This window comes from Shewanella sediminis HAW-EB3, assembly GCF_000018025.1.
In the GTDB taxonomy this organism is placed as follows: domain Bacteria; phylum Pseudomonadota; class Gammaproteobacteria; order Enterobacterales; family Shewanellaceae; genus Shewanella; species Shewanella sediminis.
Map to the genome: position 1 here is coordinate 3,787,808 of NC_009831.1, position 25,799 is coordinate 3,813,606.

Sequence of the window (25,799 nt, forward strand, 5' to 3'; positions counted from 1 at the left end):
TTCGCAATTGCGCTAGTCATTTTTAAAACGATGTATCTAAAAAAAAGAGAGGTGGGTTGCCCCACCCCTAAATGGAGCGTTTAGAGTGCGTATCTCATCGATAGCTGCGCATAATCAGAGTCAACATTCTTATCGCCCATTTCAAAGTTGCCGACTTCGAATCCGACGGCAAGTTGGGGAGTCAGGTTTTGGAACAGGTTGACACTCCATTGAGTGCGCTCTGCATCGGCGATATCGGTTTCAACACGGCCATACAAGACGGTACTTCTTAGAGTATCTGTCCAGTAGTGACGGTATGCGGCAAGGTAAGAAGTGGTACTTTCAACCTCCTCTCCGATAAGATCTGAGGCGGTACCTACGCCGACATAACGGCCCACTTCGCCCAGATGGAGCTGAAATCTGAAATCATCTTTACCAAAGGTCTTAATACGTCCGGCTATCGATCCACCTAAAGCCGTTTCTGTATTACCCATTGTCGTATTGAGGCTACGGCCCAGTGCCGATAACGACACGTTGCCCCAATCACCTTTTAGGTTATAACGGGCGACAACATCGGGCAGATCATCGTTGGCGGTATCGCCGCCGACACTCTCCGGGTTTTCGATAGAGACTTGGAAATTGCCTGCATCGAAACGCACCTGCCCCTGACGAATGAAGGCCAAACCTACCGTTGCGCCGGCAAAGTCGGCGCTCTCAGGAATGGCACTGGTATTCATGAAGGTGGTCCAGGTCTGTCCTGCGGTGATCCCTTTGTATTTGATGAAAGCGTGGCGAATACGGGGGTTGGCTGAGTTCGAGACCACCTGGTTACCGCCGCCTCCGAGAAAATCCATCTCGATAAAGCCGGTCACATCCCCATGAACATATTTAGTATTGAATCGCGACTCATTGGCAAAGATTCTGAACTGCGACGCGTCCTCAGACAGCGGTGTACCCGTACCTATCCAAAAATCCCGATAGGCGACATCACCGCTGACATAACGTGCATCAACCTTGATGTAACCACCGAAGCTAATCTTGCCATCTTCACCCACTTCGAAGTCGTATCCCGCCAAGGCAGAGCTTGCGCAAACACACATGGAACCCGCTATCGCAATTTTTTTAATTTTAGAAATTAGCATCTTCTATCCCCTTTAATGTCTGCAGCCAAGATGAAGAAATCCCGGCATTGACTCAATTGGGAATAGGTATTAGTGCAGCAGTCTTAATACGGAAGTCGCAAGACAAAGGGGTTAATACTTAAGTCGATATTAATTAGCGATAAATAGCCGTTGAAATATGATATGTTAAATTTTATAACAAACAGGTTTTTTGACTTCGTATCGATGGACAGAAACTCATAATAAGGCTCATTAAAGCGTATGTTTCCCAACTGGCTGTTAGTCACCATCAGTATCAGCTATATCGGCTTACTCTTTCTGATGGCTTTCCTCGGTGACAGATACCGAGACAGACTGGTCAATCGACAACACACGGTTATCTACGCGCTTTCTCTGGGAGTCTATTGCACCTCGTGGGGGTTTTTAGGGACCGCCGGACAGGCGGCGAGTAACTCATTTTCATACCTGCCGGTATACATTGCCCCTATACTGCTGTTTATTTTTGCCTGGCCATTTATTCAGAGGCTGATCCGCGTCAGCCTTAAACTCAATATCACCTCTATCGCCGATCTGCTCGCGGCCCGGTTTGGAAAATCACAACTGCTGGCCTTCATCGTGACCCTGGTCGCCCTGTTTGGCACCTTGCCCTATATTGCCCTGCAGCTGAAAGCCATCGTTAACTCCTACGAGATCTTGCGGCAAGATCATCTCATGTCTTCATGGCAGATAGGCGGCGTGGTGAGTATTATTTTGGCAGGTTTTACCATCATCTTCGGGGTTAGGGCCATCGACGTCACCGAGCGTCACCCGGGTATGATGTTAGCGATCGCCTTCGAGTCCTTCGTCAAGCTTGTCGCCTACCTGACTGTCGGCATATTTGTCTCATTTTTTCTGTTCGACTCTCCGCTGCAAATTTGGAACTTAGCAAATGAGAGCTTACCCGCATCAACCGAGTTTAATTACCCGAACCTGGTCTCAATGTTTGGCTTGCTCTTTATCGTCCTCTCCGCATTTCTCTGTCTGCCCCGGCAATTCCAGGTACTCATCGTCGAATTGAAAGAGCAGAAACATGCCATATGGAGTAGATGGACCTTCCCGATATACATTTTAGTATTCGCATTTTTTGCCACCCCACTGGGACAGGCCGGTAACCTGCTCTATGGCGATTCACTCAAGAGTGATGCCTATGTGCTGTTTTTGCCGGCCTTCAATGGTCAGGCCTGGCTGGGGTTATTCAGCTTTCTGGGCGCTATCTCTGCGGCAAGCTCCATGGTCATCATCTCCACAATCGCCTTGAGTACCATGCTAAGTAATGAAGTGGTGTTCCCCACCCTGTTCAAATTCAGCAATATTCAAAGTACCAACTTTCACCGCTTTCGCTCGCACCTGTTGAGTATACGTAAGGCGCTGGTGTTGCTTGTCATCTTCTTAAGTTACGGCATGTTTTTACTGGCACCACCAGACACGCTTGCCTCCTTAGGAGAAGTCGCATTTGGTGCCATAGCCCAGATAGGACCGACCCTGTTTGCCGCCTTTTTGTGGCGAAGGGTGACGCTGGTCGGCGCTATCTTAGGGATCTCCAGTGGCTTCAGCCTCTGGCTTGTACTCAATATGCTCCCTCAGCTGGGCTTTTACCCTCATCCACTGGCCGGCAGCGAATATTCGATGACGACCATGGCAACCCTGATAGGCCTACTCGTCAACATCCTTATGCTGTGGCTGGTTTCACTGCTCACACGCCAAAGCGTGCATGAGCAGATGCAGAACGAGCACTTTATTCAGAGGCCGGATATCGATAATTTGCCCTCCGGGGTCCAAAAAAATATAAAACCTAAAGATCTCGAATTGCTGGTCGCTCGTTTTGTGGGTGAAGAGCGAGCCGAGCAGGGATTCAGGGATTTTTTCAGCCAGCACGAATCACTCCTCTCGGACAGGAACAGTCATAATCAGGCACTGATTTTTTATACCGAAAACATGCTGGCGAGTGTGATGGGCTCGGCTTCTGCCCGTCTGGTGATCTCCTGTGCGCTCAATGGACGAGATATCGCCATCAACGAAGTGGCACAGCTTGTCGAAGATGCCTCCAGCCATAGAATGGAGTTCAGCCGCTCGGTACTTCACAGCGCCATCGAAAACGCCAGCGAAGGCATATCGGTAATAGATAGCGATCTTAAATTGGTTGCCTGGAATAAGCATTATCTGGAGCTGTTCGACTATCCGGATGACCTCATCTATATCGGCTGTCCGGTGAAGCAGCTCATCCAATACAACCTGAGTCATGGGGGCAAGTTCAATAAGAATATCGAACAGAAAGTCGAACGACGACTGACGTTTTTACGTCAAGGTAGCCGCCATAGCACCGAGCGGATCCAGGGTGATGGCAAGACTATTCGTATCGAGGGCAACCCCATTCCCGATGGCGGCTTTGTGATGATATTCTCGGATATTACCATGTACCGGGAAGCCGAAAAGTTACTGAAAGAGAAAAATCTGGATCTCGAAGCCCGGGTCTATGAACGCACCAGGAAGCTGGAAAAGGCGAACCTTACCTTGGAACAAACCAATGCCGAGCTTGCCGATGCGATTCAAAAAGTGGAGCAGGCCCACCAGAAAAAGAGTCAATATTTGAAGGCCTGCAGCCACGACCTGTTGCAACCTCTGTCTGCGGCCCGTCTCTTCTCCTCTGCCTTCGTACAGAGCAGTCAGCTATCAGAAAAACAGAAACAGCAGATAGGTTACATCGATAACTCCCTTAAAGTGGCCAATGAGTTACTGCTGGATCTCAATGAAATTTCTCGCATCGAAAGTGGTACCCTGGTTCCTGAAATTGAGCGCTTTCCACTTCAGGAGGTTTTAGACTCCATCGTCGATGAATACACCGCAATTTCCGCGAGCGCTAACGTGGAGTTCCGTCATATCGATACCAGGCTCTGGGTCACAAGCGACAAGGTGATGTTAAGGCGAATTTTGCAAAATCTGATAAGTAATGCTTTCAGGTATGCCGGGGAGGGGAAAATTCTTCTGGGCTGCCGCCGACATGGCAGTAAACTCAAGATTCAAGTCGTAGATAATGGACCGGGGATCCCCCTTGATAAGCAAGCGGTGATATTTGAACAATTTACCCGCCTGCAGCCCTCCGGTCATCAGGGGGTCAACGGGCTGGGTCTGGGCCTCAATATCGCTCAGGGACTGACCTCACTATTAAAGCAGCAGCTGACTCTCTCTTCTCGTCTCGGTCAAGGCAGTATCTTTAGTCTCACCTTAGATATCGCCACGCCGATTGCCGCGCAGATAGAGAAGAGTGAAGCCGACATCTTAACTCTGCATGGCGTCAATGTGCTGTGTATCGACAATGACCCCAATGTGCTCGCCGGCATGACGGAGCTACTCAGTGGCTGGAAATGTAAGGTCTACGGCGCAAACTCAGTGCAACAGGCCAAGCGGAAATTTGAAAAGCACGCCAGTGAGATAGATATCATGTTAGTGGACTATCAGCTCGATGACAGTCTGGATGGACTCGCCCTGATGGCAGAGCTACAAGGGTTATCTGATCTGCCCCTGCCCGGTATTTTGATCACGGCAACCATAGATGAGGCCGTGGTTCAGCAAACGAAGGCTATGGGTTATGGCTACCTACGCAAAATCATTAAGCCTATAGCATTGAGGGCATTAATGAGTGCGACACTGGCTCAAAGCTTACGCAAAAACTACTGTGCTTCGAGCGAGAAAGTGGCTTTATCCAGCTGAAGTTGACTCATGGCTATCACCGCCTGAGTACGGGTGTGAACCCCTAACTTTAAGAATATCGCGCTGGCGTGAGCCTTGATAGTGGCTTCCGATAGCCCGAGATCGTAAGCAATCTGTTTATTTAACATTCCATCGGCAAACATCATTAAAATTCGATGTTGACGCGGTGAGAGGCTCATGATCTTACTGCTCATGCTATCGGCTTCTACCGCATCGAAGTTGCTGCACCCTTCGGGTAGCCACTGCTTACCGGCGAGTACGCTCTGTATCGCCTCTAACATCATCGCTGCCGTTGTCGACTTGGGAATGAATCCTGCGGCGCCAAAAGACATGCTCTTGGACACGGTGACTTTATCTTCCTGACCCGAGATCACGATCACCCCCATCTGAGGAAAACAGTTTCGGATGCTGATCAAGGTATTAAATCCATGGGCTTTAGGAATATTCAAATCGAGTAACAATAGATCCGCATCATCATGCTCGGATAATAACGTGTCTAACTCCACAATGGTTTCAGCCTCAAAGAGGATCACATCATCGAAATTAGGCGCTAATATATTGATTAAGGCTTGGCGAAACAGTGGGTGGTCATCAGCTATTATTATTTTAAGTGGCTGTAACATTGTTAACTCCTCGTTAATGAGCGATATTCAGTCTAACGGAACGCCTGAGAATAACAACCGGGCTCAACGGGTTGTTATATTCGCAAAAAGAAAAACAAACGGCTTTTGTTATAACAACTTAAGTAAGCCAAGATGATAAATAAAAGTAAGTTAAAGGCCTGAGATATAGACTTATTAACTAGTCCTGAATATCTAATCAGGTCTGTTTTGTCGGCGTTACTACCCATTTAGGGTCAAAAGACTCGTCGATAACGGCTTCGAAGAGGTGGTTGTTAGGCATCCAACTACCTGGAAGTTGATTAAATTTCCCACAACCACTTGTACATTAACAAAGTCTCACATATTCTGGATTGAGGTTCCTACGTTTTCGACATAACAGTTTTCAACATAACGGTTTTTCAACACAACGCATTGACTATTAGGAGATTACTTTGCCTGATAAAACAGCATTAGTTCTTGGCGGTGGTGGTGCGCGTGCGGCATATCAGGTCGGTGTGCTTAAAGCTATAGTACAGTTCTACCCCAGAAATCATGGGATCCCATTTAAAATCATCTGTGGTACGTCAGCCGGGGCCATCAACGGGACCTCGATTGCGACCCATGCTTCCTGCTTTCACCTCGGCGTTCGAAAACTGGAATGGGTATGGCGCAACTTCCATACAAGTAAAGTTTACAGCTCCTCGGCGGCCGGTATTTTGGCCCATTTAAGCAAGATGCTACTGATGAGTATTCAGGAAGATAGGGTCAACACCAATGCGGGCAGCCTGTTTAATAGCGAACCCTTGCGAGTGCAGCTCAATCAGCTGATCAATTTTATTCGAATAGACAGAAATATTGCCAGCGGTGCACTTAATGCCCTGAGCATAGATACTTCCTGCTATAACACCTCACGATCGATCACCTTTTTTCAAGCCAGCCGGGATATCAAGGAGTGGCACAGGGATAGACGAAGAGGAGAGAGGACCCAGCTTAATACAGAGCATCTGCTGGCAAGCAGTGCCATCCCACTCATATTTCCTTCGATTAAGCTCAATCAGGGTTATTACGGAGATGGATCGGTGCACCAGCTCGCGCCCTTGAGCAGCCCTATTCACTTAGGGGCAAAAAAAATCATGGTGATCAATCTGGAGAGCCCTCATAAACAGATGCCCCAAGAGTTAGAGCATCACCCCAAGACCGCGACGATTACGGGCCACCTACTCGATACCATCTTTTCAGATACGCTTAACAGCGATCTCGAGCGGCTCGAGCGGGTCAACAACACCCTCTCCCTCATCCCAAAAGAGGATTGTGAGAAGCTCCCGCTGACTAATATTGAAACCTTAGTGATTAAACCCAGTGAGGATCTCAGTCAATTGGCATCCCAGTATTATCATGAGATGCCCTTTGCGGTTAAGTCTATGCTGAGACCCCTGGGGATTAAGCAACAGACCGATTCGAGTATCGTCTCTTACCTGCTGTTCGAAAAGGCTTACTGCAGTGCACTTATCGATTTAGGTTATCAGGATGCCATGTGTCAGATCGATGAGATCCGGGACTTTTTTGAGATAGATAATTAGTTCAGAATAGCTAGTTTGGAATAGATAGCTCGATGGATTGCAGTAGTGAACCGATAGCAGCAACTGATCTCAAAAACTGTTCAGCGCTATAGTTCGGCGCGCCGGACGATCAAACCCGCAGCGTTCTCCCCCCACACCCGATATATCCTGCTACCGGGATGAAAACCATCCACCGCCATATCCTGACGTTCTAAGGCCTGTTCAATATTAACCAGCTCGCAGTCATCATCACCCAGGCTTAGCTTAGCGAGACGGGTATTGAATGCCTTAGCCCTTTGTCCCAAGCACCATCTCAATGGCTGCGGCAGGGCCGGAAACTGATTCATCGGGGGAACGCGGGTGAGTAAAATGTGTTTCACGGCAAATTGCGTCTTTAGCAGCTCAATCAAACTCTCTTGTTGCTCTATCCAACGGCTCACCGATAACGGACTGAGCACATCGTTGACCCCTAAAGAGATTAACACCACATCAAACTCGCTGGGGTCCAACTGCTTCAACGTATGGATAAGATCCTCAGTTTTATTGCCGGACTGAGCGACAAGCAGCCAGTCGACCCGATACTGTCTGGCCAGCTCACGCGTCAGACAGCCGGACAAGGCTTGAGATTGAGTATCGACACCGACACCGGCTGCAGCCGAATCGCCCACCACGAGCACCCTAAGTCGCCTCCCCTCACCAAGAGTACCGCCGCGGCCACCGGCGGCTTCCGGTAGCTTTGGGGTGACCCGACGAACATATCGCCCCTGTAATACCAACAGGGGGGCGAGCAAGATTAAGATGACATTGTGCAACATGCCCATTCCTCAGTCCCTAGCCTTGCAACAAGAAATGCTCAGCCTTCTCTATTCGGCGCGGTTTACCGAGAATGATCAAGGTATCACCCGGACGAATTTTCCAATCTAACTCCGGGCTTTCAACCTCTGAGCCTGAACGCCTCACGGCCCGGAGCTCGACCCTAAGTTTCTCCCAGGGAATGTCGGCCAAGGTCAAGCCTACGGCGTTTGCTCCCTTGGGCAGCGCAACGGCGTGCAGGTGCTCAAGAGTGAAGTCGGTCTCGGCTCCTGAAAAGAAACCATGGAGATACTGATAATGGTTACGTCTCTCATATTCCAGTCGTTTTAAAATTCTGGTCAGCGGAACGCCGCACTGATACAGCACCTGAGAAACGAGCATTAAACTGCCCTCAAGCGTCTCGGGGATAACCTGGCTGGCTCCCGCAGCCTCCAGCTCTTCCATCCCGGTATCGTCACGGGTTCTGACCAATATTTTTGAATCCGGGGCCAGTTGACGACACAGGGGCAACACCTCCTCGAGGATTCGACCATTACTAAAGGTCAATACAATCAGCTTCGCCTCCCGGATTTTGGCCTGTTTAAGAATGCTGCGATTACAGACATCGCCAAAATAAACCGGTTCCCCCGCTTTTCTCGCCTCAGATACGCGGGTGGGATCCAGATCAAGTACCAAGAATGGTACCGCTTCCGTTTTCATGAACCGGGCGATAGTTTGCCCGACGCGGCCATAGCCCAGGATTAATACCAGATCGTTTTCATGCTCTATATTCGGCTCAATGGCTGGCGGCTTCTCGGCTTTAGGTCTAACCCCCTGCAGGTAACGAGCGACATCGACGCTGTGCCTCACCAACCAGGGAGCTACCGCCATTGACAGCACCGCCACCATAACCAATTTAGTGCTTAGGGCGATATCGAGAAGTCGATAATTAACCGCCAATGCCAACACCACGAAACTAAATTCCCCCACCTGAGCCAGACTCAAGGCCGTCGACATTGAGGTTCGGAATGATTCACGGGCGGCTCTTAACAAAGCGAAAATCACTAAGGCTTTGCCGAAAATCACGGCCACCAGCAAGATTAAGATCTGCCACCAGAACTGAAAAACGAGCGTGAAGTCGAGCAACATACCAATTGAGATAAAAAACAACCCCATCAGTAGATCACGAAATGGTCTGATATCCGCCTCAAGCTGCCGCTTATACTGGCTTTCTCCCAGCAACATACCTGCCATAAAGGCACCGAGCGCCATGGACAAACCCAGCCATTGAGTCAAGGCTCCGGTTAACAACGCAACCACCAGGGTCGAGAGCATAAATAGCTCATTGGAGCGTGAGCGGGCAACTTCATCAAATAATCTCGGCAGGCCCCACTTACCGAAAGCCATCAAGGCAACGAAGGCCAGGACACCTTCAACCATGGCATAAGCTATGGTTTTCGCCGACAACACCTCTCCCCCAGAGGCCAGAAGTGGCAATAGGATCAATAGCGGGACAACGGCAAGATCTTGAAATAACAGGACACTGACAGAAAGCTCACCGTGACGTCGCCTTAACCAGCCTTGCTCATTAAGTAACTTAAGCACGATAGCCGTGGAAGAGAGTGCGATGGCCGAGCCGACCACGACAGATTCAACTAAGGTTAGTCCCCCCAAAAATGAGATACCGGTGGCCAGTACCGTTGTCACGACAACTTGGGCGCTACCCAGACCAAATACGGTGCGTCTCATCGCCCATAATCTGGGAAGCGAAAACTCCAGACCTAAACTGAACATGAGTAACACGACGCCGAGCTCGGCAACAGATTGCATCTGATGTTGACTAAACCAGTTGAAACCAGAGGGACCACTGATAACGCCCGTGAGGAGGTAGGCCAAGATAGCAGGCAATCCTGCCCGTCTCAGCAGCGCAATCGAGATAATTGCCACCACAAGCATCAGAAGAATTTGAATAAGAAAACTGTGTTCCATTTAAATTTTGGCTCCAAGTCAAATAACTGACACATCATTTTTAGTACTGACTACAGAAAGATTAACTCAATGACAAATAAAGACAAATTTAATTAACAAAATATTAGGCATACTAATTGCTAGTAAACATTCAATTGAGAGGTTTCTTAACCTCAACAAGACTGGCATTGATGGAGTACTAATTATGGACTTTGGCCTAGCGACAGAGTTTTATCCCGAAGAGTATCAGTATCAACCTGAATTGTACGGTGTTGATAATACTGAACTCGATTTAGTGGAAATTATTCAGCAACTACACGAAAGTTTAGATCCCAGGACAGTTTTTGCCTGTTTCGGCAAAGTCATGGGACAACATTTGCCTATGCATGGTGTAAAGCTCCACTACAAACATTATCAGTTTAGTTGGGGAAGGCCTCATGGGCTAGTTATTAAGCAACAGCTGGAATGCTCCGGTGAGGCGGCAACTCTTCAATACAGCTTGAAGTCTCCGTTAACGCCGTCACAAGCACAGCGATTACAGTTACTGCAGACTCTGGTGCTCTTGCCACTGTTTAATGCAACCCAGTTCCATGAGATGTCTCAGCAGGCCATGTACGACTCTCTCACCAAGCTAGGTAATCGTCACTATTATATGGAGAGCCTGAAGAAAGCGATTGCAACGGCCAAGCGCTATAGTAACGATCTCTCATTAATCGTGCTTGATTTAGATAATTTCAAGAAGCTTAACGACCGTTATGGCCACCAATTTGGCGATAACGTGCTATCTGAATTTGGCCAACTATTAACCGGCGCTATCCGAAATACCGATCAGGCATTTCGCATCGGTGGGGATGAGTTTGTCGTCGTCGTGCGCGGGGACAAACAGGCCGCCAGCATCTTATGTGAACGGATATTATCCTCTATGTCATCGCTACCTTTGTTTGAAAAACATGAGATCCAAACCAGTTTAGGTGTCTCTCAATGGATAAACGGTGAGGTCCCATCGGCACTGTATGAACGAGCCGACAGGGCGCTATATAGAGCCAAGGCGGCCGGACGACAATGTTTCAGGGTTGATGGTGAGTAAAAGGGAAACTTGAGTTACGAGTTACGATTTTAAAGTTCAAACCAGCACTCGCATCCCGACACACAAACGCCTTCTCAATCCAATAACCGACGGCGCAGACCAACACATTATTGTAAAAGATAAACGGCACCTTCTCTCGCTCCCAAGGAGGAATGCCAGACTCCTGCCATAACTTCTTAAGCTCACGTCCCTTCTGCCTGTTATGGGGAGAGCATCGCGTACTACCCGCAATAGCGAAACGAACGGTCACCCTCTCATCAGCATTGGGTAAACGCACCCTGTCGAGTTGAGATAACATGCGAACCTGTAGCGATTTTATTTCTGAAACTGACAAGCGCAGCTCAGCTTCACTACTCTCTATTTGAACGACACCCCCAGCCCCATCGCAATCGGGTGATAGCAAGGGGGTTAAATCCCACTCGAGTATCGGCGCGTTTATTCGCTCAGCATGCTCAGCTTCAACAGAGGAGAGATAAGCCCGTCCCCTGAAGCGCCTGACAAGGGTATCACCTAATCTGAGCTCGACCTTAGCATCGACTCTGGCATCGAGTAACTGATATAGCACCTGTTCCAGTTGAACTTGCGATAATGGCGCAAAGCCGAGATATTCGATATAGCCCCTGAGAAGCAAGAGCTGCCAATTAACCCCTTGTTCTCTTAAGTCTGAGAGTTCCAGAGCTGTGCCATTTCCCTGGCTGACTGGCACAATATATGAAGGTAAGCGTTTACTCACCTCCTCATCGATAACAGCTTGCTGCTGAGCACATAAGGCGGCACTTCGACTCGCCGTCACGGCAATCGAACTCCAGCGAGCCTTAAGCTTGGGGATGATCTCCAGACGCAAAAAATTCCGGTCATACTTAGTGTCTTGATTACTCTCATCTTCAATATGAGCGATCGCCTGACTGGTTGCCAACGACTCGATCTGTTCGCGACTAATAGACAATAGCGGCCTGAGCAGTTGTTTGTTGTTATCGAATGCCTGCACCTCGCCCATGGCCGACAAGCCTTTAGGGCCCAGTCCTCGTTTGAGTGCAAGCAAAACGGTCTCTAATTGATCATCTAAATGATGGGCGGTTAACAGGGCATCACCCGGTGCCATCAAGGAAGTTATCGCCTCGTAGCGGGCACTACGGGCCTGAGCCTCAATACTGAGCCTGGGCCCCATTTTTACCTTTACCTGTCTGATTTCGATAGGTAACTGATATTTAGCAGCCTGTGACTGACAATGACGAACCCAAGCATCGGCATTTGAGCTCAACCCATGATGAACATGCACCAAGAGATAACGATATTGGGGGTTGTGCCTGGCAAAGCTGGCTAATCCTTGCGCCAACACCTCTGAATCGACCCCGCCACTGTAAGCGAGCACTAACTGAGAGCCGGAACCGACAGACGCCTTAGCGACACAGTCGGCAATTAAACTGCTGGCATCAAATTCCGGGACAGGGGTACGATCACTCATCTTAAAAAAGGATCCTCACCTTACCGGCCCCCGTTAAGGTCTCCAACGCCAGCATCAACTCATCGGTCGGGTTTACCCGCCAACTCTCACCGAGCCTGAACTGAGCCTTGGCTTGAGATTGCGCGTAATTAACGACCACGGGCACGGCACCATTTTTCCATGGCTCAACGGCTTCTTTAAATGTCTCCAACCAGGGCAGATCGATAGCTTCTGCATCTATATCGACCTCGACACCTTTGGCGAAATGGCTTCTGGCCTCACCCATATCGATGATATTTCTGGCCGTCATACGGTTCCCACCGGAAAAATCGTCGAAGCTCACCTCACCTTCGATGATTAAAATGCGGTCGGTCTCCAGCAGGTGATTAAACTTCTCGAACGCCTCGGTAAATAGCATCACCTCTAAACGAGCACTCTTATCGTCAAGCGTCACAAGCCCCATCTTAGAACCACGTTTAGTCATCATCACACGGGTCGCAACCACTAAGCCCGCCGCCTTCATGGTCTTGCCACGCTCGGTAGGATGCACATCCTTAAGGCGTCCCGACGTATAATGCTTTAACTCTTTCAGGTACTGATTAATCGGGTGGCCCGTCAGATACAGGCCTAATGTCTCCCGCTCGCCTTCCAACCACACCTTATCGGGCCAAGGGGTACATTCAACAAATTGCTGTTTCACATCTTCAGGATCGCTATTGAGCAAACCGAACATATCATGTTGACCGATAGCTTCGGCCTTAGCATTTTGATCTGCCGCCCGAATCGCCTCGGGTAAAGTTGCTAGCATAGCGGCGCGGTGAGGGCCCAGATTATCCAGGGCTCCGGCACAGATCAGCTTTTCCATGATACGTTTATTGAGCTTTTTCAGATCCACACGAGCACAAAAATCGAATAGGTCTTTAAATGGACCATCTTTTCGAGCCGACAAAATTGACTCTACCGGCCCATCACCCACCCCTTTAATCGCGCCAATGCCGTAGACAATTTTCCCCTCATCATCGACGTTGAATTTTAGCAGTCCCTTGTTAACATCAGGCGGTAGCAGAGGCATGCCCATGCGCTCACACTCATCGACTAAGATAACGATCTTATCTGTGTTATCCATATCGGCAGACATTACCGCCGCCATAAATTCGGCCGGATAATGCGTCTTCAGCCAGAGAGTTTGGTAGGAAACCAAAGCATAAGCCGCAGAGTGAGATTTGTTAAACCCGTAACCCGCGAATTTTTCCACCAGATCGAAGATCTTCATCGACAGTTCACCGTCGATACCATTATTAATCGCGCCCTCTTCGAAGGTACCACGCTGCTTGGCCATCTCCTCGGGCTTTTTCTTACCCATAGCACGGCGAAGCATATCCGCCCCACCCAGTGAGTATCCCGCGAGAACCTGAGCAATCTGCATCACCTGCTCTTGATAGAGGATAATGCCGTAGGTGGGCTCGAGTACCCATTGCAGCGACTCATGTTGATATTCAGCATCGGGATAAGAGACGGCTTCACGGCCATGCTTACGCTCAATAAAGTTATCTACCATGCCCGATTGAAGCGGTCCTGGTCTGAACAGGGCGACCAGTGCGATCATATCTTCGAAGCAATCCGGCTGAAGACGCTTAATCAAGTCTTTCATTCCACGAGATTCAAGCTGGAATACCGCCGTCGTCTCATAACGCTGCAATAACCTGAAGCTGGCAGGATCGTCCAGTGGAATCGACTCGATACGCACAGGATCTTTGCCCAGCCTCTTCAGTTTGGGATTGATCATCTGCAACGCCCAATCGATAATCGTCAGGGTTCGCAGCCCCAAGAAGTCGAACTTAACTAAACCGGCGGTCTCGACGTCGTTCTTATCGAACTGAGTCACCGGATTAAGACCTTCGGCATCACAATAAATTGGCGCAAAATCGGTAATAGTGGTGGGTGAGATCACCACACCACCGGCGTGCTTACCCGCGTTACGCGTGACACCTTCTAAGGTGCGGCACATGTCGATAAGGTCTTTCACCTCCTCATCGGCGTCGTATGACTCCTGCAGTGCAGGTTCCACCTCGAACGCCTTCGCCAGAGTCATTCCGGGCTCGGCTGGCACCATTTTCGATATCCGGTCAACGAAACCATAAGGGTGACCTAAGACACGTCCTACATCGCGAATAACCGCTTTTGCGGCCATAGTACCGAAGGTAATAATTTGAGATACCGCATCTCGGCCGTAGAGTTCGGCCACATGGTCGATCACCTCATCTCGCCTATCCATACAGAAATCGATATCGAAATCCGGCATAGAAACACGTTCCGGGTTCAGGAATCGCTCGAACAGCAGCTCATATTCCAAGGGATCGAGATCGGTGATTTTGAGGGCATATGCAACCAGGGACCCGGCACCGGAACCACGACCCGGACCGATAGGAATATCCTGATCTTTCCCCCACTGAATAAACTCCATCACGATGAGGAAGTAGCCGGGGAACCCCATCTGGTTAACGACCTTAAGTTCGACATCGAGACGCTCATCATACGCAGGTCGTTTCTCAGCCCTCACCTCAGGGTCGGGAAAGAGAAACTCTAATCGCTCTTCGAGCCCCTTCTCAGACACTTCGACCAGGAAGTCTTCAATGCTCAGATCTCCTGTAGGGAAGTTAGGCAGGAAATACTCGCCGAGCCGAACGGTAACATTGCAGCGCTTAGCTATCTCAACCGTATTATCAATCGCTTCGGGAATGTCTTCAAACAACTCACACATCTGCTCACTGCTCTTGAAATACTGCTCGGCGCTGTACTTCTTCGGACGGCGAGGATCGGCCAGGGTAAAACCATCTGAGATAGCCACACGGATCTCATGAGCTTCGAACAGATCAGGACTATTAAAGACCACCTGATTAGTGGCGACGACAGGTAAACCTTTCTCAGTAGCAAGCTCTACCGCCATATGCAGGTAGCGCTCCTCATCGGGACGACCGGTACGCAATAACTCCAGATAATATCGGTCGGGAAAGTGTGTCTGATAAAACTCGACTAATGAGTCTACTTGGGCCTGATTCCCTTTCAACAGTGCCCGCCCAACATCCCCGAGTCTGCCACCGGAGAGCAAGATCAATCCTTTACTGTATTTAGCTAGCCACCCATGGTCTATGACTGCTCTATCATCTATATGACCTCTGAGATAGGCATCGCTGATAAGTAAGGTTAAGTTCAAATACCCATCGTTATCCATAGCCAAAACGGTCACAGAACACAGATCTTTATCAAATCCCGGCACCTTGACCCAAAAATCGGCGCCGATTAGCGGCTTGATCCCGGCTCCGTGGCAGGCACCATAGAACTTGACCAAGCCACACAGGTTAGTCTGATCGGTCAGTGCCACAGCTGGCATGCCGAGTTCTGTTACTTTCCCTATGATGGGTTTAACCTTCGCCAAACCATCTGACATAGAAAAGTCACTGTGAACACGCAGATGCACGAAACGGGGATCAGACATAGTACCTATTACTTTTTAAATTGGGGAGAACTCAGATTTAGGTGAGATTAACAGAGTCAATCTCACCAAGCTAGCTTACTCGTTACAGTAAAAATGAATTGCAGTTATATAGAAAGTCAATTTGTAGAATCGCTTAATTTTTAGCGAGGCGCTCTTTGACCGGACGAAAGCTTTTTCTATGTTCAGGCAACACGCCATGTAACGCTAATGCTTCGAAATGCGCCTTGGTAGGATACCCTTTATGCTTGGCAAAACCATACTGAGGGTGTTCCATATCGAGTAGATCCATCTCTCTGTCACGGATCACTTTGGCAACGATAGAGGCGGCACTGATACCGGCAACTAACCCATCCCCTTTAATAATGGCATGACTCTCAATATTCCTATCGGTGTCTTCCCCATGGGAAAAATCGGGAGTACGATTACCATCCACCAAAACACTTGTCGGTGCCATATCCAGACCAGCAACGGCTCGCTGCATGGCTAACATGGTCGCATGTAAAATATTGAGCTCATCTATCTCTTCGGGTGATGCGTAGCCAATACTGATAGCCAATGCTTTTTCGTGGATCTCAGTAAACAAGGCTTCACGCTTCTTTTCAGAGAGTTTCTTTGAATCATTTAAGCCGGTAATCGGCTTAGTTGGATCCAAGATAACCGCAGCGGTAACCACATTACCAACCAAGGGGCCGCGGCCCACTTCATCGACCCCGGCATAGAGTCCAGCAGTTAAGATTTCAACTTGTTCGGTAGTGATAGCTTTGAATACAGCCATAAATAGTTACCAACTTATATCGAGGGTTAAAGACTATTGGATCAGCTTAATGACGGCTTCAGCTGCACGTTCGCTGGCATTGCACTTCAGCCCTTTGTGTAGCTGCATAAATTTTTCCTTCAAAGGTGAGAAGTCGCTGTCCAACTGTTCAGAGATCGCGTCGGCAATCAAAGACTCGGTGCAATTTTCTTGGATCAGCTCAGTCACCAGCGTCTCACCCGATAACAGGTTAGGTAAGGAGTATTGGTCAATTTGCATCATGCCCTTGGCTATCTTATAGGTGATAGGGCTCACCCGATACGCCACAACCATTGGACGCTTAACCAACATAGCTTCTAACGTCGCGGTACCCGATGCGAGCAAGATACAATCCGAGGCTGCCATCACTTCCCGGGAGTGACCTTCGACTAAGGTGATCTCAAGATCGGGAGCATGGAGTTTAAGTGCCTCTTCAAATTGTTCACGGCGCTTTTGGTTAACCAATGGCGTCACGAAACGAATATCCGGGTAACGCTTCTTAATCAGACTCGCCGCCTTAACGAAAGGCTCAGCCAGCTGCTTCAGCTCGCCACCTCGGGAACCGGGAAGTACGGCTAAATACTCAGCATCAGCATCCAAGCCCAGCAAGTTACGGGCAGCGGTCTTGTCGCTAATCAATGGAATGTCGTCGGCTAATGTATGACCGACAAATGTACATGGGACATCATGTTTGTCATAAAATGCCTTTTCAAAAGGCAGCAGTGACAGCACCATATCGGTAGCCTTGGCTATCTTGAAGATACGTTTAGGACGCCAGGCCCAAACGGAGGGGCTAACGTAGTGAACCGTTTTAATGCCTCTTGCTTTAAGTTTTAACTCTAATCCGATATTGAAATCCGGGGCATCGATACCGATAAAACACGCAGGTTCGATCGAGCAAATCTCATCGATCAAAGTTTTACGGACTTTCAACAGACGCTGTAAGCGAGAAAGCACTTCAACAATGCCCATTACCGCAAGCTCTTCGAATGAGAAGATAGACTCAAAACCCAGCGCTTCCATACGTGGACCACCAATTCCGACAAAACGTGCGTCAGGATATTGGTGTTGCAATGCTTTAATTAAGCCTGCGCCTAAGATATCTCCGGAGAGCTCCCCGGCAACCATGGCAAAAGTGGGATGTGTAGTTTCACTCATAGGATCAGATCTTAGGTTAAATCATAGAAAAGAGATGGAAAATAAAGAGCCCGTTTTTAACGGGCTCCGGTATTCGACTGTTAGCGAATGATACCGCGGCTGGAGTTGGAGACAAAATCAATCATAAACTTTACTTGTTCATCATCTGACTCTTCCGATAAGGCAGCGATAGCCTCATCGACAGTCAAGCCTTTACGGTATAGCGTCTTATAGGCACGACGGACCGCCATCTGGCTCTCTTTCGAGAAACCGCGGCGTTTCATACCTTCGCTGTTCAAACCGCGTGGGATCCCGGGTTGACCCGATGCCATCACAAACGGAGGAACATCCTGAAGGATAAGAGAGTAACCCGCAGTAAACGCATGAGCTCCGATATGAACAAACTGATGCACACCCGTTAACCCACCAAGAATAGCCCAATCACCAACATGTACATGTCCGGCAATTGACGCATTGTTTGACATGATGACGTTGTTACCAACGACACAGTCATGAGCGATATGCACATAAGCCATAAACAGATTGTTTGAGCCTATACGAGTCTCACCCTTATCTTGGGTCGTTCCACGATGAATCGTCACCGATTCACGAATGATATTATTATCACCCATGATGAGTCGCGTAGCTTCGCCTGCATACTTTTTATCTTGGCAATCTTCACCTACCGAGGCAAACTGAAAAATTTTATTGCCTTTGCCGATAACCGTTGGCCCTTTAACTACCACATGGGAGCTCAACCAACAATCATCACCAATCTCGACATCTGCACCAATATAGGTCCATGGGCCGATAGTGACATTATTACCAATTTTTGCATCAGGATGAATATACGCTAATTTATCTATCACTTTTTGATCTCTCTGCGAGCACACATGATTTCCGCCGAGCAAACTAACTCGCCGTCAACCTTAACTACACCAGTAAACACCCCAATCCCACGGCGTTCTTTTACCATCTTCACTTCAAAGTGTAACTGATCACCTGGCTCGACAACTCGCTTAAAACGCGCCTTATCGATACCGGCAAAATAATACAAGGAATCATCAGTAACAGCAGCTTCCATTGTCTTGTAAGCTAACAAGCCTGTTGCCTGCGCCATCGCTTCCAGAATTAATACGCCAGGCATCACTGGTTGGATCGGGAAATGTCCCTGGAAGAAAGGTTCATTGATAGTGACGTTCTTGATCGCATGAAGCGTCTCACCCGGAGTATAGTCTAATACACGATCGATCAATAAGAATGGGTACCTATGGGGCAAAGAGTTCATGATTTCTTTGATATCCATGGTATTTAATTGATTTGACACTAATTTTTCCTTAATCCGCCTTTAGGCAGTTAATCTTCTGTTGGTACACTTTTTTCAAGCTTTTTAACACGCTGAAAAAGCTCATCCAGTTGTCTGAAACGAACCGTATTTCGGCGCCATAATTTATTGTCCATGGCGATAGTGGCTGAGCTATAGACACCACGCTCACGAATAATACTGGTGACATTGGTCGCACCTGAGATATGGGTGCCATCGGCTACGCTCAGATGGCCCGCTACTGCACTGTTTCCACCTATGATACAGTACTTACCTATCCGGGTGCTTCCCGCAATGGTAGAGTTGCCGGCAATGGCGGTATTTTCACCGATAATATCGTTATGAGCAATCTGAACCTGATTATCGAGTATCACACCGTCATGGATCTCAGTGTGCTCAATCGCACCACGGTCGACCGTAGTACTGGCACCGATTTCAACTCGATCACCCACCCTAACGCCCCCGGTCTGTGGAATTTTAATCCATTGACCGCGTTCATTGGCATAACCAAAGCCATCGGAACCAATCACGGCACCTGAATGGATAATGCAGTCCTGACCAAGGTGAACATCATGGTAAATAGTGACATTAGCCCACAGACGTGTGCCTGAGCCTAAGATACAGTCTTGGCCAACCACCGAGCCGGCGCCAACTTGTACCCGCTCACCAAGGATGACGTTTTCACCGATAACAGCATTTGGACCCACTGCAACATCTTCACCCAGCTTAGCAGTCGGATGAATAATTGCAGATGGGTGAATGCCTTGTGCAGCCTTTGGCGTGGTATCTAATAACTGAGATACACGGGCAAAACCAACATAAGGATCGCTTAAAATGATCGCGTTACCGGAATAACCATCAATCTCTTTAGGAGAGATCAACACCGCACTCGCTTGGGTTGATTCCAATTGGGCACGATATTTTGAATTGGCTAAAAAAGAGAGTTGGCCTGCTCCGGCATTCTCCAAGGTAGCAACACTGGAAATAACCAGAGTCTCATCACCTTGAATATCACCGCCAAGCTTCTGAGCCAACTCTTTTATGGTGTAGCTTTTCATCAATAATTAGCCTTTGCCATTAACCTTTGCTTAGTGCGTCAACGACTTTGCTGCTGATATCGGCAGTAGGCTTAACATAGATAACCGCGCCACGTTGAAGCACCATGTCATAGCTTTCAGCTTCAGCAATCTTGTTGATAGCTTGCTGAACTTTAACTAAAAGCTTGTTCTGCTCTTCACCCTGACGACGACGCATATCTTCATCAAGCGCCTTACCTTTAAGCTGCAACTCAGACTTCATAGACTCCATCTTACGAACCATCTCAGTCTTCTGAGACTCGCTCATAAGGGCACCATCACGTTGCTGCTTCTCTAGCATGCCACGCAACTCTTCCTGCATTTTCTGAACGCTGGCAACACGGTCACCAAACTCAGTTTTAAGTGTTTTGCTTACCGCTTCACGCTGTGGTAACTGCTCGAAAACGGCTTGCATATCAACGACTGCAATTTTCTCGGCTTGTGCCGCAATAGGTGCAGCAAGAAGAACCAAAACCATCATCGCGCGATTAAACATCTTTTTCAAAATAGACTCCTTTAATTCAGCAAAACTTGCCGATTATTCTTAATTTAACTTAGTTTTAATTTAGAAAGTTTTGCCAATATTGAACGAGAAGATCTCAGTCTCATCATCCTCGTATTCCTTAATTGGCCAAGCAAGACTAAACACCATAGGTCCCATCGGTGACAGCCACTGTACGCTCATACCCGCAGATGCGCGGATCCGGCTCGGGTCGGCATAATCTTCAAGCTTATCAAACTCGTGTGCAGGAAGATAACGGTATGAGTCATAATCAAACTCGGTATCCCATACGTTACCGGCATCGACGAAGAAACTGGTACGTACTGAATTGGTATAAGCCTCATCCAAAAATGGCGTTGGCACAATCATCTCTATGCTGGCTGTTGCAATCGCATTACCACCAATTGAGCGACCATCGCTGACCTGAATTTGGTTTGGATCGCCCGGTAGATAACAGCCCGAACCCGAAGGATCCGGAGAACATGGCTCACTACCTCGATACAGGTAGAATGAACGTGGGCCTACAGAGTTAGACTTGAAGCCACGTAAGGAACTACTACCACCTGAGTAATAGTTTTCCCAGAAAGGTAATATCTGATCGTTATCGTTAAACTGACCATAACCATTACCGTAACCAACACGAGCCTTAGTCAACATAACAAAGCTGTGACTACGGTTGATTGGGAAGTAGAAGCTGGTATCAAAATCTGCCTTAAAGTATTGCAGATCTGAACCCGGTATCGTCGCCTTAGTGCTCAAGCGCTGAGATGAACCATCTGATGGGAAGGTACCCCGGTTAAGCGTACTACGGTACCAACCTAAGTTAGCCTCGAAGTTATTGAAGGCCAGGTCGGCATTCGGATCGTCTGAGTCACGGTAGATATTATAGAAGCGCAGCGCCTGCTCATAAGCCGAGATCTCAGAGATCGAGTTATGACGATAGCCAATACCACCGTTAATTCGATTGGTTTCGTTGATAGGGAAACCAGAGTTAAGCGCAATACCATAAGAGCTGTTCTTATAACGCTCGAGGTTGGCCTCATGCGCGTCAAACTCGTTCCAGTAAATACTACCACCTAAACTAACACCATCTTTGGTAAAGTATGGGTCGGTATAAGAGACATTCACGTTCTTTGAATACTTGTTAGTATTTAGGTTAATACCCGCTTGGTTACCCGTACCTAAGAAGTTACTCTGCTGAACACCAAACTGCAGACTCAACCCTGATTCAGTACCATAACCGACACCGGCATTAAATGAACCCGATGGCTGCTCTTTTACATTGAAGGCAACATCGACCAGATCATCGGTACCTGGTACTTGAACCGTTTCGGTATCTACGGTTTCAAAATAACCTAAACGGTTCAGGCGGGCTTTAGATTGCTCAACCTGTGCCGAGTTTAACCACGCACCTTCCATCTGACGAAGCTCACGACGCATTACTTCGTCTTTGGTGACCTGGTTACCGGAAAAGTTGATATTACGTACATAGACGCGTTTACCCGGTTGAATATTAACGTTAAGAGTAACTTCTTTAGTCTCATCATTAATTTCCGGGTAGGTCTTAACTTCCGGGTAGGCATAACCGAAACGGCCCAGATACTTGCCATACATCTCTTCGGCAAATGTCACATCGGCACCGTTATACATGTCTCCCTCTTTAATAGGAAGAATACCCTTCATCACTTTCTCACGCCCCATCAGGTCGCCAGTCAGGTTAACTTCTGTAACCTTATACTGCTCGCCCTCATCGACATTGATAGTGATATAGAGACCCTTACGGTCAGGCGTCATCGCAACTTGTGTCGAGGTGACATCGAAGCGAATATAACCTCGGTTATGGTAGAAAGATTTTACCGTCTCGAGATCGGCTTGAAGTTTCTGTTTCTGATAGCGGCGCTCACCGAACAGATCCCACCAGGCGACATAGTCTTTTAGTTCCAGCATGCCGATAAGTTCAGCATCGGAGAAGACTTCATTACCAACGACGTTGATCTGTTTGATCTCTGCGGCTAACCCTTCAGTAAAGTTGAACTTTAGCTCTACACGATTACGAGGCAAGTTAATAACCTGAGCTTCAACTTTAGCTCCGTATTTACCCACACCATAATAGAAATCCTGAAGACTCTTCTCGATACCCGATAACATGGTACGGTCTAATGACTCACCGACCTTGACCCCGGAGCCATCCAGACTCTCCTGAAGCTGTTCATCTTTGATATCTTTGTTGCCTTCAAATGTCACGGTACTGATTGTCGGTCTCTCTTTGACCGTGACCACCAATACACCGCCATCACGACTCACTTCGATATGTTCGAAGTTAGTCGAGGCATACAAGCTCTTAATTGCTTGTTGGAGTTTAACTTGATCAACCGTATCACCGACCTTAACTGGAATGGTCAGTAGCGCGGCACCAAGAGCTACACGCTGTAACCCTTGCACTTGTATATCGGTTACTTCAAAAGGTTGGAATGTTTCTGCCCAACCGTTCCCTGATAAAGACGCACCGACTAATACCATCGAGGCAAAAAGTTTATTAAATCTCATAGACGCTTCTAGTTATGTGTGTGTCTTGCTCAGAGTCGGGAGAAATCGTTGAAAAGCGCTATGCTCATCAACATTAGCAGCATCGCTGCCCCAAATCTGAATCCAATTTCCTGTATCTTCTCGGGTACAGGCCTGCCTGTGATCACTTCAACGAAGTAATATAACAAGTGTCCTCCATCGAGCACCGGCAAAGGCAGTAAATTAATAATGCCTAAGTTTACGCTGATCAATGCGAGGAAACCTAAAAAGTAAACCAAACCATAGTTAGCACTACTTCCTGCACCTTGTGCAATCGATATTGGTCCACTTAAATTCTTCACCGACACATCGCCGGTGACCAACTTGCCAATCATCTTAATGCTGACGACGACAAGTTGCCATGTTTTATCTGCTGCAACACCAAATGACTCAATGAAGCCATACTCTAGCTGCAGTTGCATATTCTCAGGCCATTCGGCCTGAGTAGGAGCGACACCAATCACCCCCTCCATCAACCCTTGGTCGTTTTCACGCGCCTGAGGTATGACTTTATACTGTAACTGTTCACCATCTCGTCTCACTGTGACCTGTACGGCTTGGTTAGGTGAAGACTTAATGCTATAGACAAAATCATCCCACTCGCCATAAGGTTCGCCGTTGAGCGCAACTAAGGTATCTCCAACCTCAATGCCGGCCGCAGCCGCTGCACCATCGGGTGAGACTAAACCTAAAGTAGGGGTTATTTCAGGTCTGAATATACCTAACCCCAGAGACGTTATCGGTGATTCCTTTTCAGGATCAAACTGCCAACCTTTAGTATCTAAGGTGTAGTGAGTCCCTCTGGGGGTGGTTTCAGTGTCAGAATAATCACTGCTACGACTCAAGGGAGACACTGAGATATCGATCTCAGGATCACCAATATGCCCCACCAGGGCATACGTCACCTCTTCCCAGTTTCTAACCGTGTTACCACCAACAGAGGTAATAAGCATAGGCTCATCAACCTGGATTTGAGCTGCCGGAGTATTTAGCTGAGTAGATTCGATAACGGGTTTTAATGACGGCACGCCAATTAAATACATGAAATAGAGGGCAAAGATAGCAAAAATAAAGTTAGCTAAGGGACCCGCTGCGACGATTGCGATTCGTTTCCAAACACTTTTACGATTAAACGCCTGATCTTTTAATTCATCAGGCACTTCCTCGACGCGTTCGTCGAGCATTTTGACATAACCACCTAGTGGAATCATGGCAAGCACATATTCCGTGCCATCTTGCCCTACTTTACGCCAGATCGCTCTACCAAAACCGATAGAGAAACGCTCGACTTTAACACCACAACGCCTGGCGACCCAAAAGTGACCATATTCGTGTGCCGTGATCAGCATGCCTAAAGCGATGACAAAGGAACCCAAGTTCCATAAAAAATCTATCATTCCCTTCCTCAGAGATTATTTAAATTTTCTTAACCCATTCTGCAGCATAGGTGCGCGATTGAAGGTCTAACCGAATAATATCTTCAATACTGTTCAACGACTGCGGTGCAACCTGACTTAAGCAGGCTTCGTTTACTTTAGCAATATCGGTAAACTTAATCTTGTTTTCTAAAAATGCCTGAACCGATATTTCGTTGGCGGCATTGACAACCGTCGTCGCTTCTTGCCCCTGCTTGCAAGCTTCCATAGCCAATGCTAAACAGGGGAAACGATTGAAATCGGGTTCTGAGAAGCTTAACTGTCCGACTTTGAAAAAGTCTAAAGGTTCAACTCCGGATTGAATTCTTTGCGGGTAAGCCATGCAGTGAGCGATAGGCGTGCGCATATCGGGATTACCAAGCTGAGCTAAAACAGAGCCATCTAAATACTGCACCATAGAGTGAATAACACTCTGTGGGTGAATAACGACTTTAAGCTGATCATCGGCTGCATTAAACAACCAACGCGCCTCTATATACTCTAATCCCTTGTTCATCATGGTCGCTGAATCGACAGAGATCTTACGCCCCATCGACCAATTAGGATGTTTACAAGCCTGTGCAGGAGTCATTGAGGCCAGAGAAGCAAGCTCAGAGGTTAAAAACGGACCACCGGATCCAGTGAGGAGAATATGAGAAACGCCTGCTTTTTCCAGTTCACAGTAACCTATGTTGCTCTGCAGAGACTCAGGAAGAGCCTGATAAATCGCATTGTGTTCACTATCGACGGGAAGAACCCGAGCACCCGATCGCCTCATCTCATCAATAAAGAGTCGACCAGACATGACTAATGATTCTTTATTGGCAAGCAATACACGTTTGCCGGCTTTAACCGCCGCTAATGTTGGCACCAGACCCGCTGCGCCCACAATCGCAGCCATCACACTGTCTACACAACTTGCACTGACAATATCAATCAGTTGATCTTCGCCAGTGGTGATTTCAACATTCAGACTTGTAGGTAATCTTTGCTTGAGTGATTTAGCCGCTTGCCCATCGACCATATGAGCAATTTGAGGGCGATGTGTCTCACACAGAGCGAGCATCTTTTCGACACTGGTATTAGCGACCAAAGCATACACACTGTAGGCATCAGGATTGCTTTCTATGACACTTAACGTACTAGAGCCAATAGAACCTGTCGCACCTAAAATTACCATTCTCTGCATGGG

18 protein-coding genes are annotated in these 25,799 nt (G+C 48.0%); 3 read left to right on the forward strand and 15 right to left on the reverse strand.

Translation table 11 applies throughout. From position 1 onward, the window contains the following. Nucleotides 1-80 precede the first annotated feature (80 nt). Nucleotides 81-1,121, reverse strand: coding sequence for a DcaP family trimeric outer membrane transporter (locus tag SSED_RS16440; protein WP_012143472.1), 1,041 nt, complete (start codon nucleotides 1,119-1,121; stop codon nucleotides 81-83). Nucleotides 1,122-1,361: 240 nt separating this feature from the next. Between SSED_RS16440 and SSED_RS16445 the strand changes: the two genes are divergently transcribed. Next, a complete protein-coding gene (locus tag SSED_RS16445; RefSeq protein ID WP_012143473.1) occupies nucleotides 1,362-4,847 on the forward strand; it encodes a hybrid sensor histidine kinase/response regulator in 3,486 nt (1,161 codons plus the stop codon). Here the strand turns inward: SSED_RS16445 and SSED_RS16450 are convergent. Continuing rightward, on the reverse strand, nucleotides 4,808-5,470 hold the full coding sequence (locus SSED_RS16450) for a response regulator (RefSeq protein WP_012143474.1): 663 nt from the start codon (nucleotides 5,468-5,470) through the stop codon (nucleotides 4,808-4,810). The genes SSED_RS16445 and SSED_RS16450 overlap by 40 nt on opposite strands. A gap of 431 nt (nucleotides 5,471-5,901) precedes the next feature. Between SSED_RS16450 and SSED_RS16455 the strand changes: the two genes are divergently transcribed. Continuing rightward, on the forward strand, nucleotides 5,902-7,029 hold the full coding sequence (locus tag SSED_RS16455) for a patatin-like phospholipase family protein (protein ID WP_012143475.1): 1,128 nt from the start codon (nucleotides 5,902-5,904) through the stop codon (nucleotides 7,027-7,029). An 86-nt stretch (nucleotides 7,030-7,115) separates the two neighbouring features. Here the strand turns inward: SSED_RS16455 and SSED_RS16460 are convergent, their stop codons facing one another. After that, nucleotides 7,116-7,823, reverse strand: coding sequence for an SGNH/GDSL hydrolase family protein (locus tag SSED_RS16460; protein WP_041422237.1), 708 nt, complete (start codon nucleotides 7,821-7,823; stop codon nucleotides 7,116-7,118). 16 nt (nucleotides 7,824-7,839) lie between these two features. Continuing rightward, nucleotides 7,840-9,789 (reverse strand): monovalent cation:proton antiporter family protein, encoded by a 1,950-nt coding sequence (locus tag SSED_RS16465; RefSeq protein WP_012143477.1) that lies wholly within the window; start codon nucleotides 9,787-9,789, stop codon nucleotides 7,840-7,842. Nucleotides 9,790-9,973: 184 nt separating this feature from the next. Here SSED_RS16465 and dgcS point away from each other — a divergent pair, with 184 nt between their 5' ends. Further along, nucleotides 9,974-10,855 carry a diguanylate cyclase DgcS gene (gene dgcS, locus SSED_RS16470; protein ID WP_012143478.1) on the forward strand — a complete coding sequence of 294 codons (882 nt, stop codon included), beginning with the start codon at nucleotides 9,974-9,976 and terminating at the stop codon, nucleotides 10,853-10,855. On the opposite strand, the gene tilS is transcribed toward dgcS, so the two are convergent. The 11 genes from tilS to ispC all read right to left on the reverse strand — a co-directional run bounded on the left by tilS (nucleotide 10,836) and on the right by ispC (nucleotide 25,796). Beyond that, complete coding sequence (tilS, locus tag SSED_RS16475) at nucleotides 10,836-12,320, reverse strand: tRNA lysidine(34) synthetase TilS (protein ID WP_012143479.1); 1,485 nt, start codon at nucleotides 12,318-12,320, stop codon at nucleotides 10,836-10,838. The genes dgcS and tilS overlap by 20 nt on opposite strands. Nucleotide 12,321: 1 nt before the next feature. Then, nucleotides 12,322-15,795 (reverse strand): DNA polymerase III subunit alpha, encoded by a 3,474-nt coding sequence (gene dnaE / locus SSED_RS16480; protein WP_012143480.1) that lies wholly within the window; start codon nucleotides 15,793-15,795, stop codon nucleotides 12,322-12,324. A 133-nt stretch (nucleotides 15,796-15,928) separates the two neighbouring features. Beyond that, complete coding sequence (gene rnhB, locus SSED_RS16485) at nucleotides 15,929-16,570, reverse strand: ribonuclease HII (protein ID WP_012143481.1); 642 nt, start codon at nucleotides 16,568-16,570, stop codon at nucleotides 15,929-15,931. A gap of 33 nt (nucleotides 16,571-16,603) precedes the next feature. Next, nucleotides 16,604-17,746, reverse strand: a complete 1,143-nt coding sequence (gene lpxB, locus SSED_RS16490; protein WP_012143482.1) for a lipid-A-disaccharide synthase — start codon at nucleotides 17,744-17,746, stop codon at nucleotides 16,604-16,606. Between the two features lie 80 nt (nucleotides 17,747-17,826). Beyond that, nucleotides 17,827-18,594 (reverse strand): acyl-ACP--UDP-N-acetylglucosamine O-acyltransferase, encoded by a 768-nt coding sequence (gene lpxA, locus SSED_RS16495; RefSeq protein ID WP_012143483.1) that lies wholly within the window; start codon nucleotides 18,592-18,594, stop codon nucleotides 17,827-17,829. After that, complete coding sequence (gene fabZ, locus SSED_RS16500; RefSeq protein ID WP_012143484.1) at nucleotides 18,591-19,052, reverse strand: 3-hydroxyacyl-ACP dehydratase FabZ; 462 nt, start codon at nucleotides 19,050-19,052, stop codon at nucleotides 18,591-18,593. Before fabZ ends, lpxA begins: the two co-directional genes overlap by 4 nt. Nucleotides 19,053-19,081: 29 nt before the next feature. Beyond that, entirely contained in the window at nucleotides 19,082-20,107 is a 1,026-nt protein-coding gene (gene lpxD / locus SSED_RS16505) for a UDP-3-O-(3-hydroxymyristoyl)glucosamine N-acyltransferase (protein WP_012143485.1), read from the reverse strand. A gap of 19 nt (nucleotides 20,108-20,126) precedes the next feature. After that, on the reverse strand, nucleotides 20,127-20,621 hold the full coding sequence (locus SSED_RS16510; protein WP_012143486.1) for an OmpH/Skp family outer membrane protein: 495 nt from the start codon (nucleotides 20,619-20,621) through the stop codon (nucleotides 20,127-20,129). 69 nt (nucleotides 20,622-20,690) lie between these two features. After that, nucleotides 20,691-23,174 (reverse strand): outer membrane protein assembly factor BamA, encoded by a 2,484-nt coding sequence (gene bamA, locus SSED_RS16515; protein ID WP_012143487.1) that lies wholly within the window; start codon nucleotides 23,172-23,174, stop codon nucleotides 20,691-20,693. 29 nt (nucleotides 23,175-23,203) lie between these two features. Continuing rightward, a complete protein-coding gene (gene rseP, locus SSED_RS16520; RefSeq protein WP_012143488.1) occupies nucleotides 23,204-24,589 on the reverse strand; it encodes a sigma E protease regulator RseP in 1,386 nt (461 codons plus the stop codon). 19 nt (nucleotides 24,590-24,608) lie between these two features. Then, on the reverse strand, nucleotides 24,609-25,796 hold the full coding sequence (ispC, locus tag SSED_RS16525) for a 1-deoxy-D-xylulose-5-phosphate reductoisomerase (protein WP_012143489.1): 1,188 nt from the start codon (nucleotides 25,794-25,796) through the stop codon (nucleotides 24,609-24,611). Between the last annotated feature and the right edge of the window lie 3 nt (nucleotides 25,797-25,799).

Coding starts and splice junctions, on each gene's coding strand:
- SSED_RS16510 (WP_012143486.1), bottom strand. CDS start 20,621: ATGTTTAATCGCGCGATGATGGTTTTGGTTCTTCTTGCTGCACCTATT.
- SSED_RS16450 (WP_012143474.1), bottom strand. CDS start 5,470: ATGTTACAGCCACTTAAAATAATAATAGCTGATGACCACCCACTGTTT.
- SSED_RS16440 (WP_012143472.1), bottom strand. CDS start 1,121: ATGCTAATTTCTAAAATTAAAAAAATTGCGATAGCGGGTTCCATGTGT.
- lpxB (WP_012143482.1), bottom strand. CDS start 17,746: ATGAGTGAAACTACACATCCCACTTTTGCCATGGTTGCCGGGGAGCTC.
- SSED_RS16445 (WP_012143473.1), top strand. CDS start 1,362: ATGTTTCCCAACTGGCTGTTAGTCACCATCAGTATCAGCTATATCGGC.
- tilS (WP_012143479.1), bottom strand. CDS start 12,320: ATGAGTGATCGTACCCCTGTCCCGGAATTTGATGCCAGCAGTTTAATT.
- dnaE (WP_012143480.1), bottom strand. CDS start 15,795: ATGTCTGATCCCCGTTTCGTGCATCTGCGTGTTCACAGTGACTTTTCT.
- dgcS (WP_012143478.1), top strand. CDS start 9,974: ATGGACTTTGGCCTAGCGACAGAGTTTTATCCCGAAGAGTATCAGTAT.
- bamA (WP_012143487.1), bottom strand. CDS start 23,174: ATGAGATTTAATAAACTTTTTGCCTCGATGGTATTAGTCGGTGCGTCT.
- lpxD (WP_012143485.1), bottom strand. CDS start 20,107: ATGAAAAGCTACACCATAAAAGAGTTGGCTCAGAAGCTTGGCGGTGAT.
- SSED_RS16465 (WP_012143477.1), bottom strand. CDS start 9,789: ATGGAACACAGTTTTCTTATTCAAATTCTTCTGATGCTTGTGGTGGCA.
- SSED_RS16460 (WP_041422237.1), bottom strand. CDS start 7,823: ATGTTGCACAATGTCATCTTAATCTTGCTCGCCCCCCTGTTGGTATTA.
- rseP (WP_012143488.1), bottom strand. CDS start 24,589: ATGATAGATTTTTTATGGAACTTGGGTTCCTTTGTCATCGCTTTAGGC.
- ispC (WP_012143489.1), bottom strand. CDS start 25,796: ATGCAGAGAATGGTAATTTTAGGTGCGACAGGTTCTATTGGCTCTAGT.
- rnhB (WP_012143481.1), bottom strand. CDS start 16,570: ATGGCTGTATTCAAAGCTATCACTACCGAACAAGTTGAAATCTTAACT.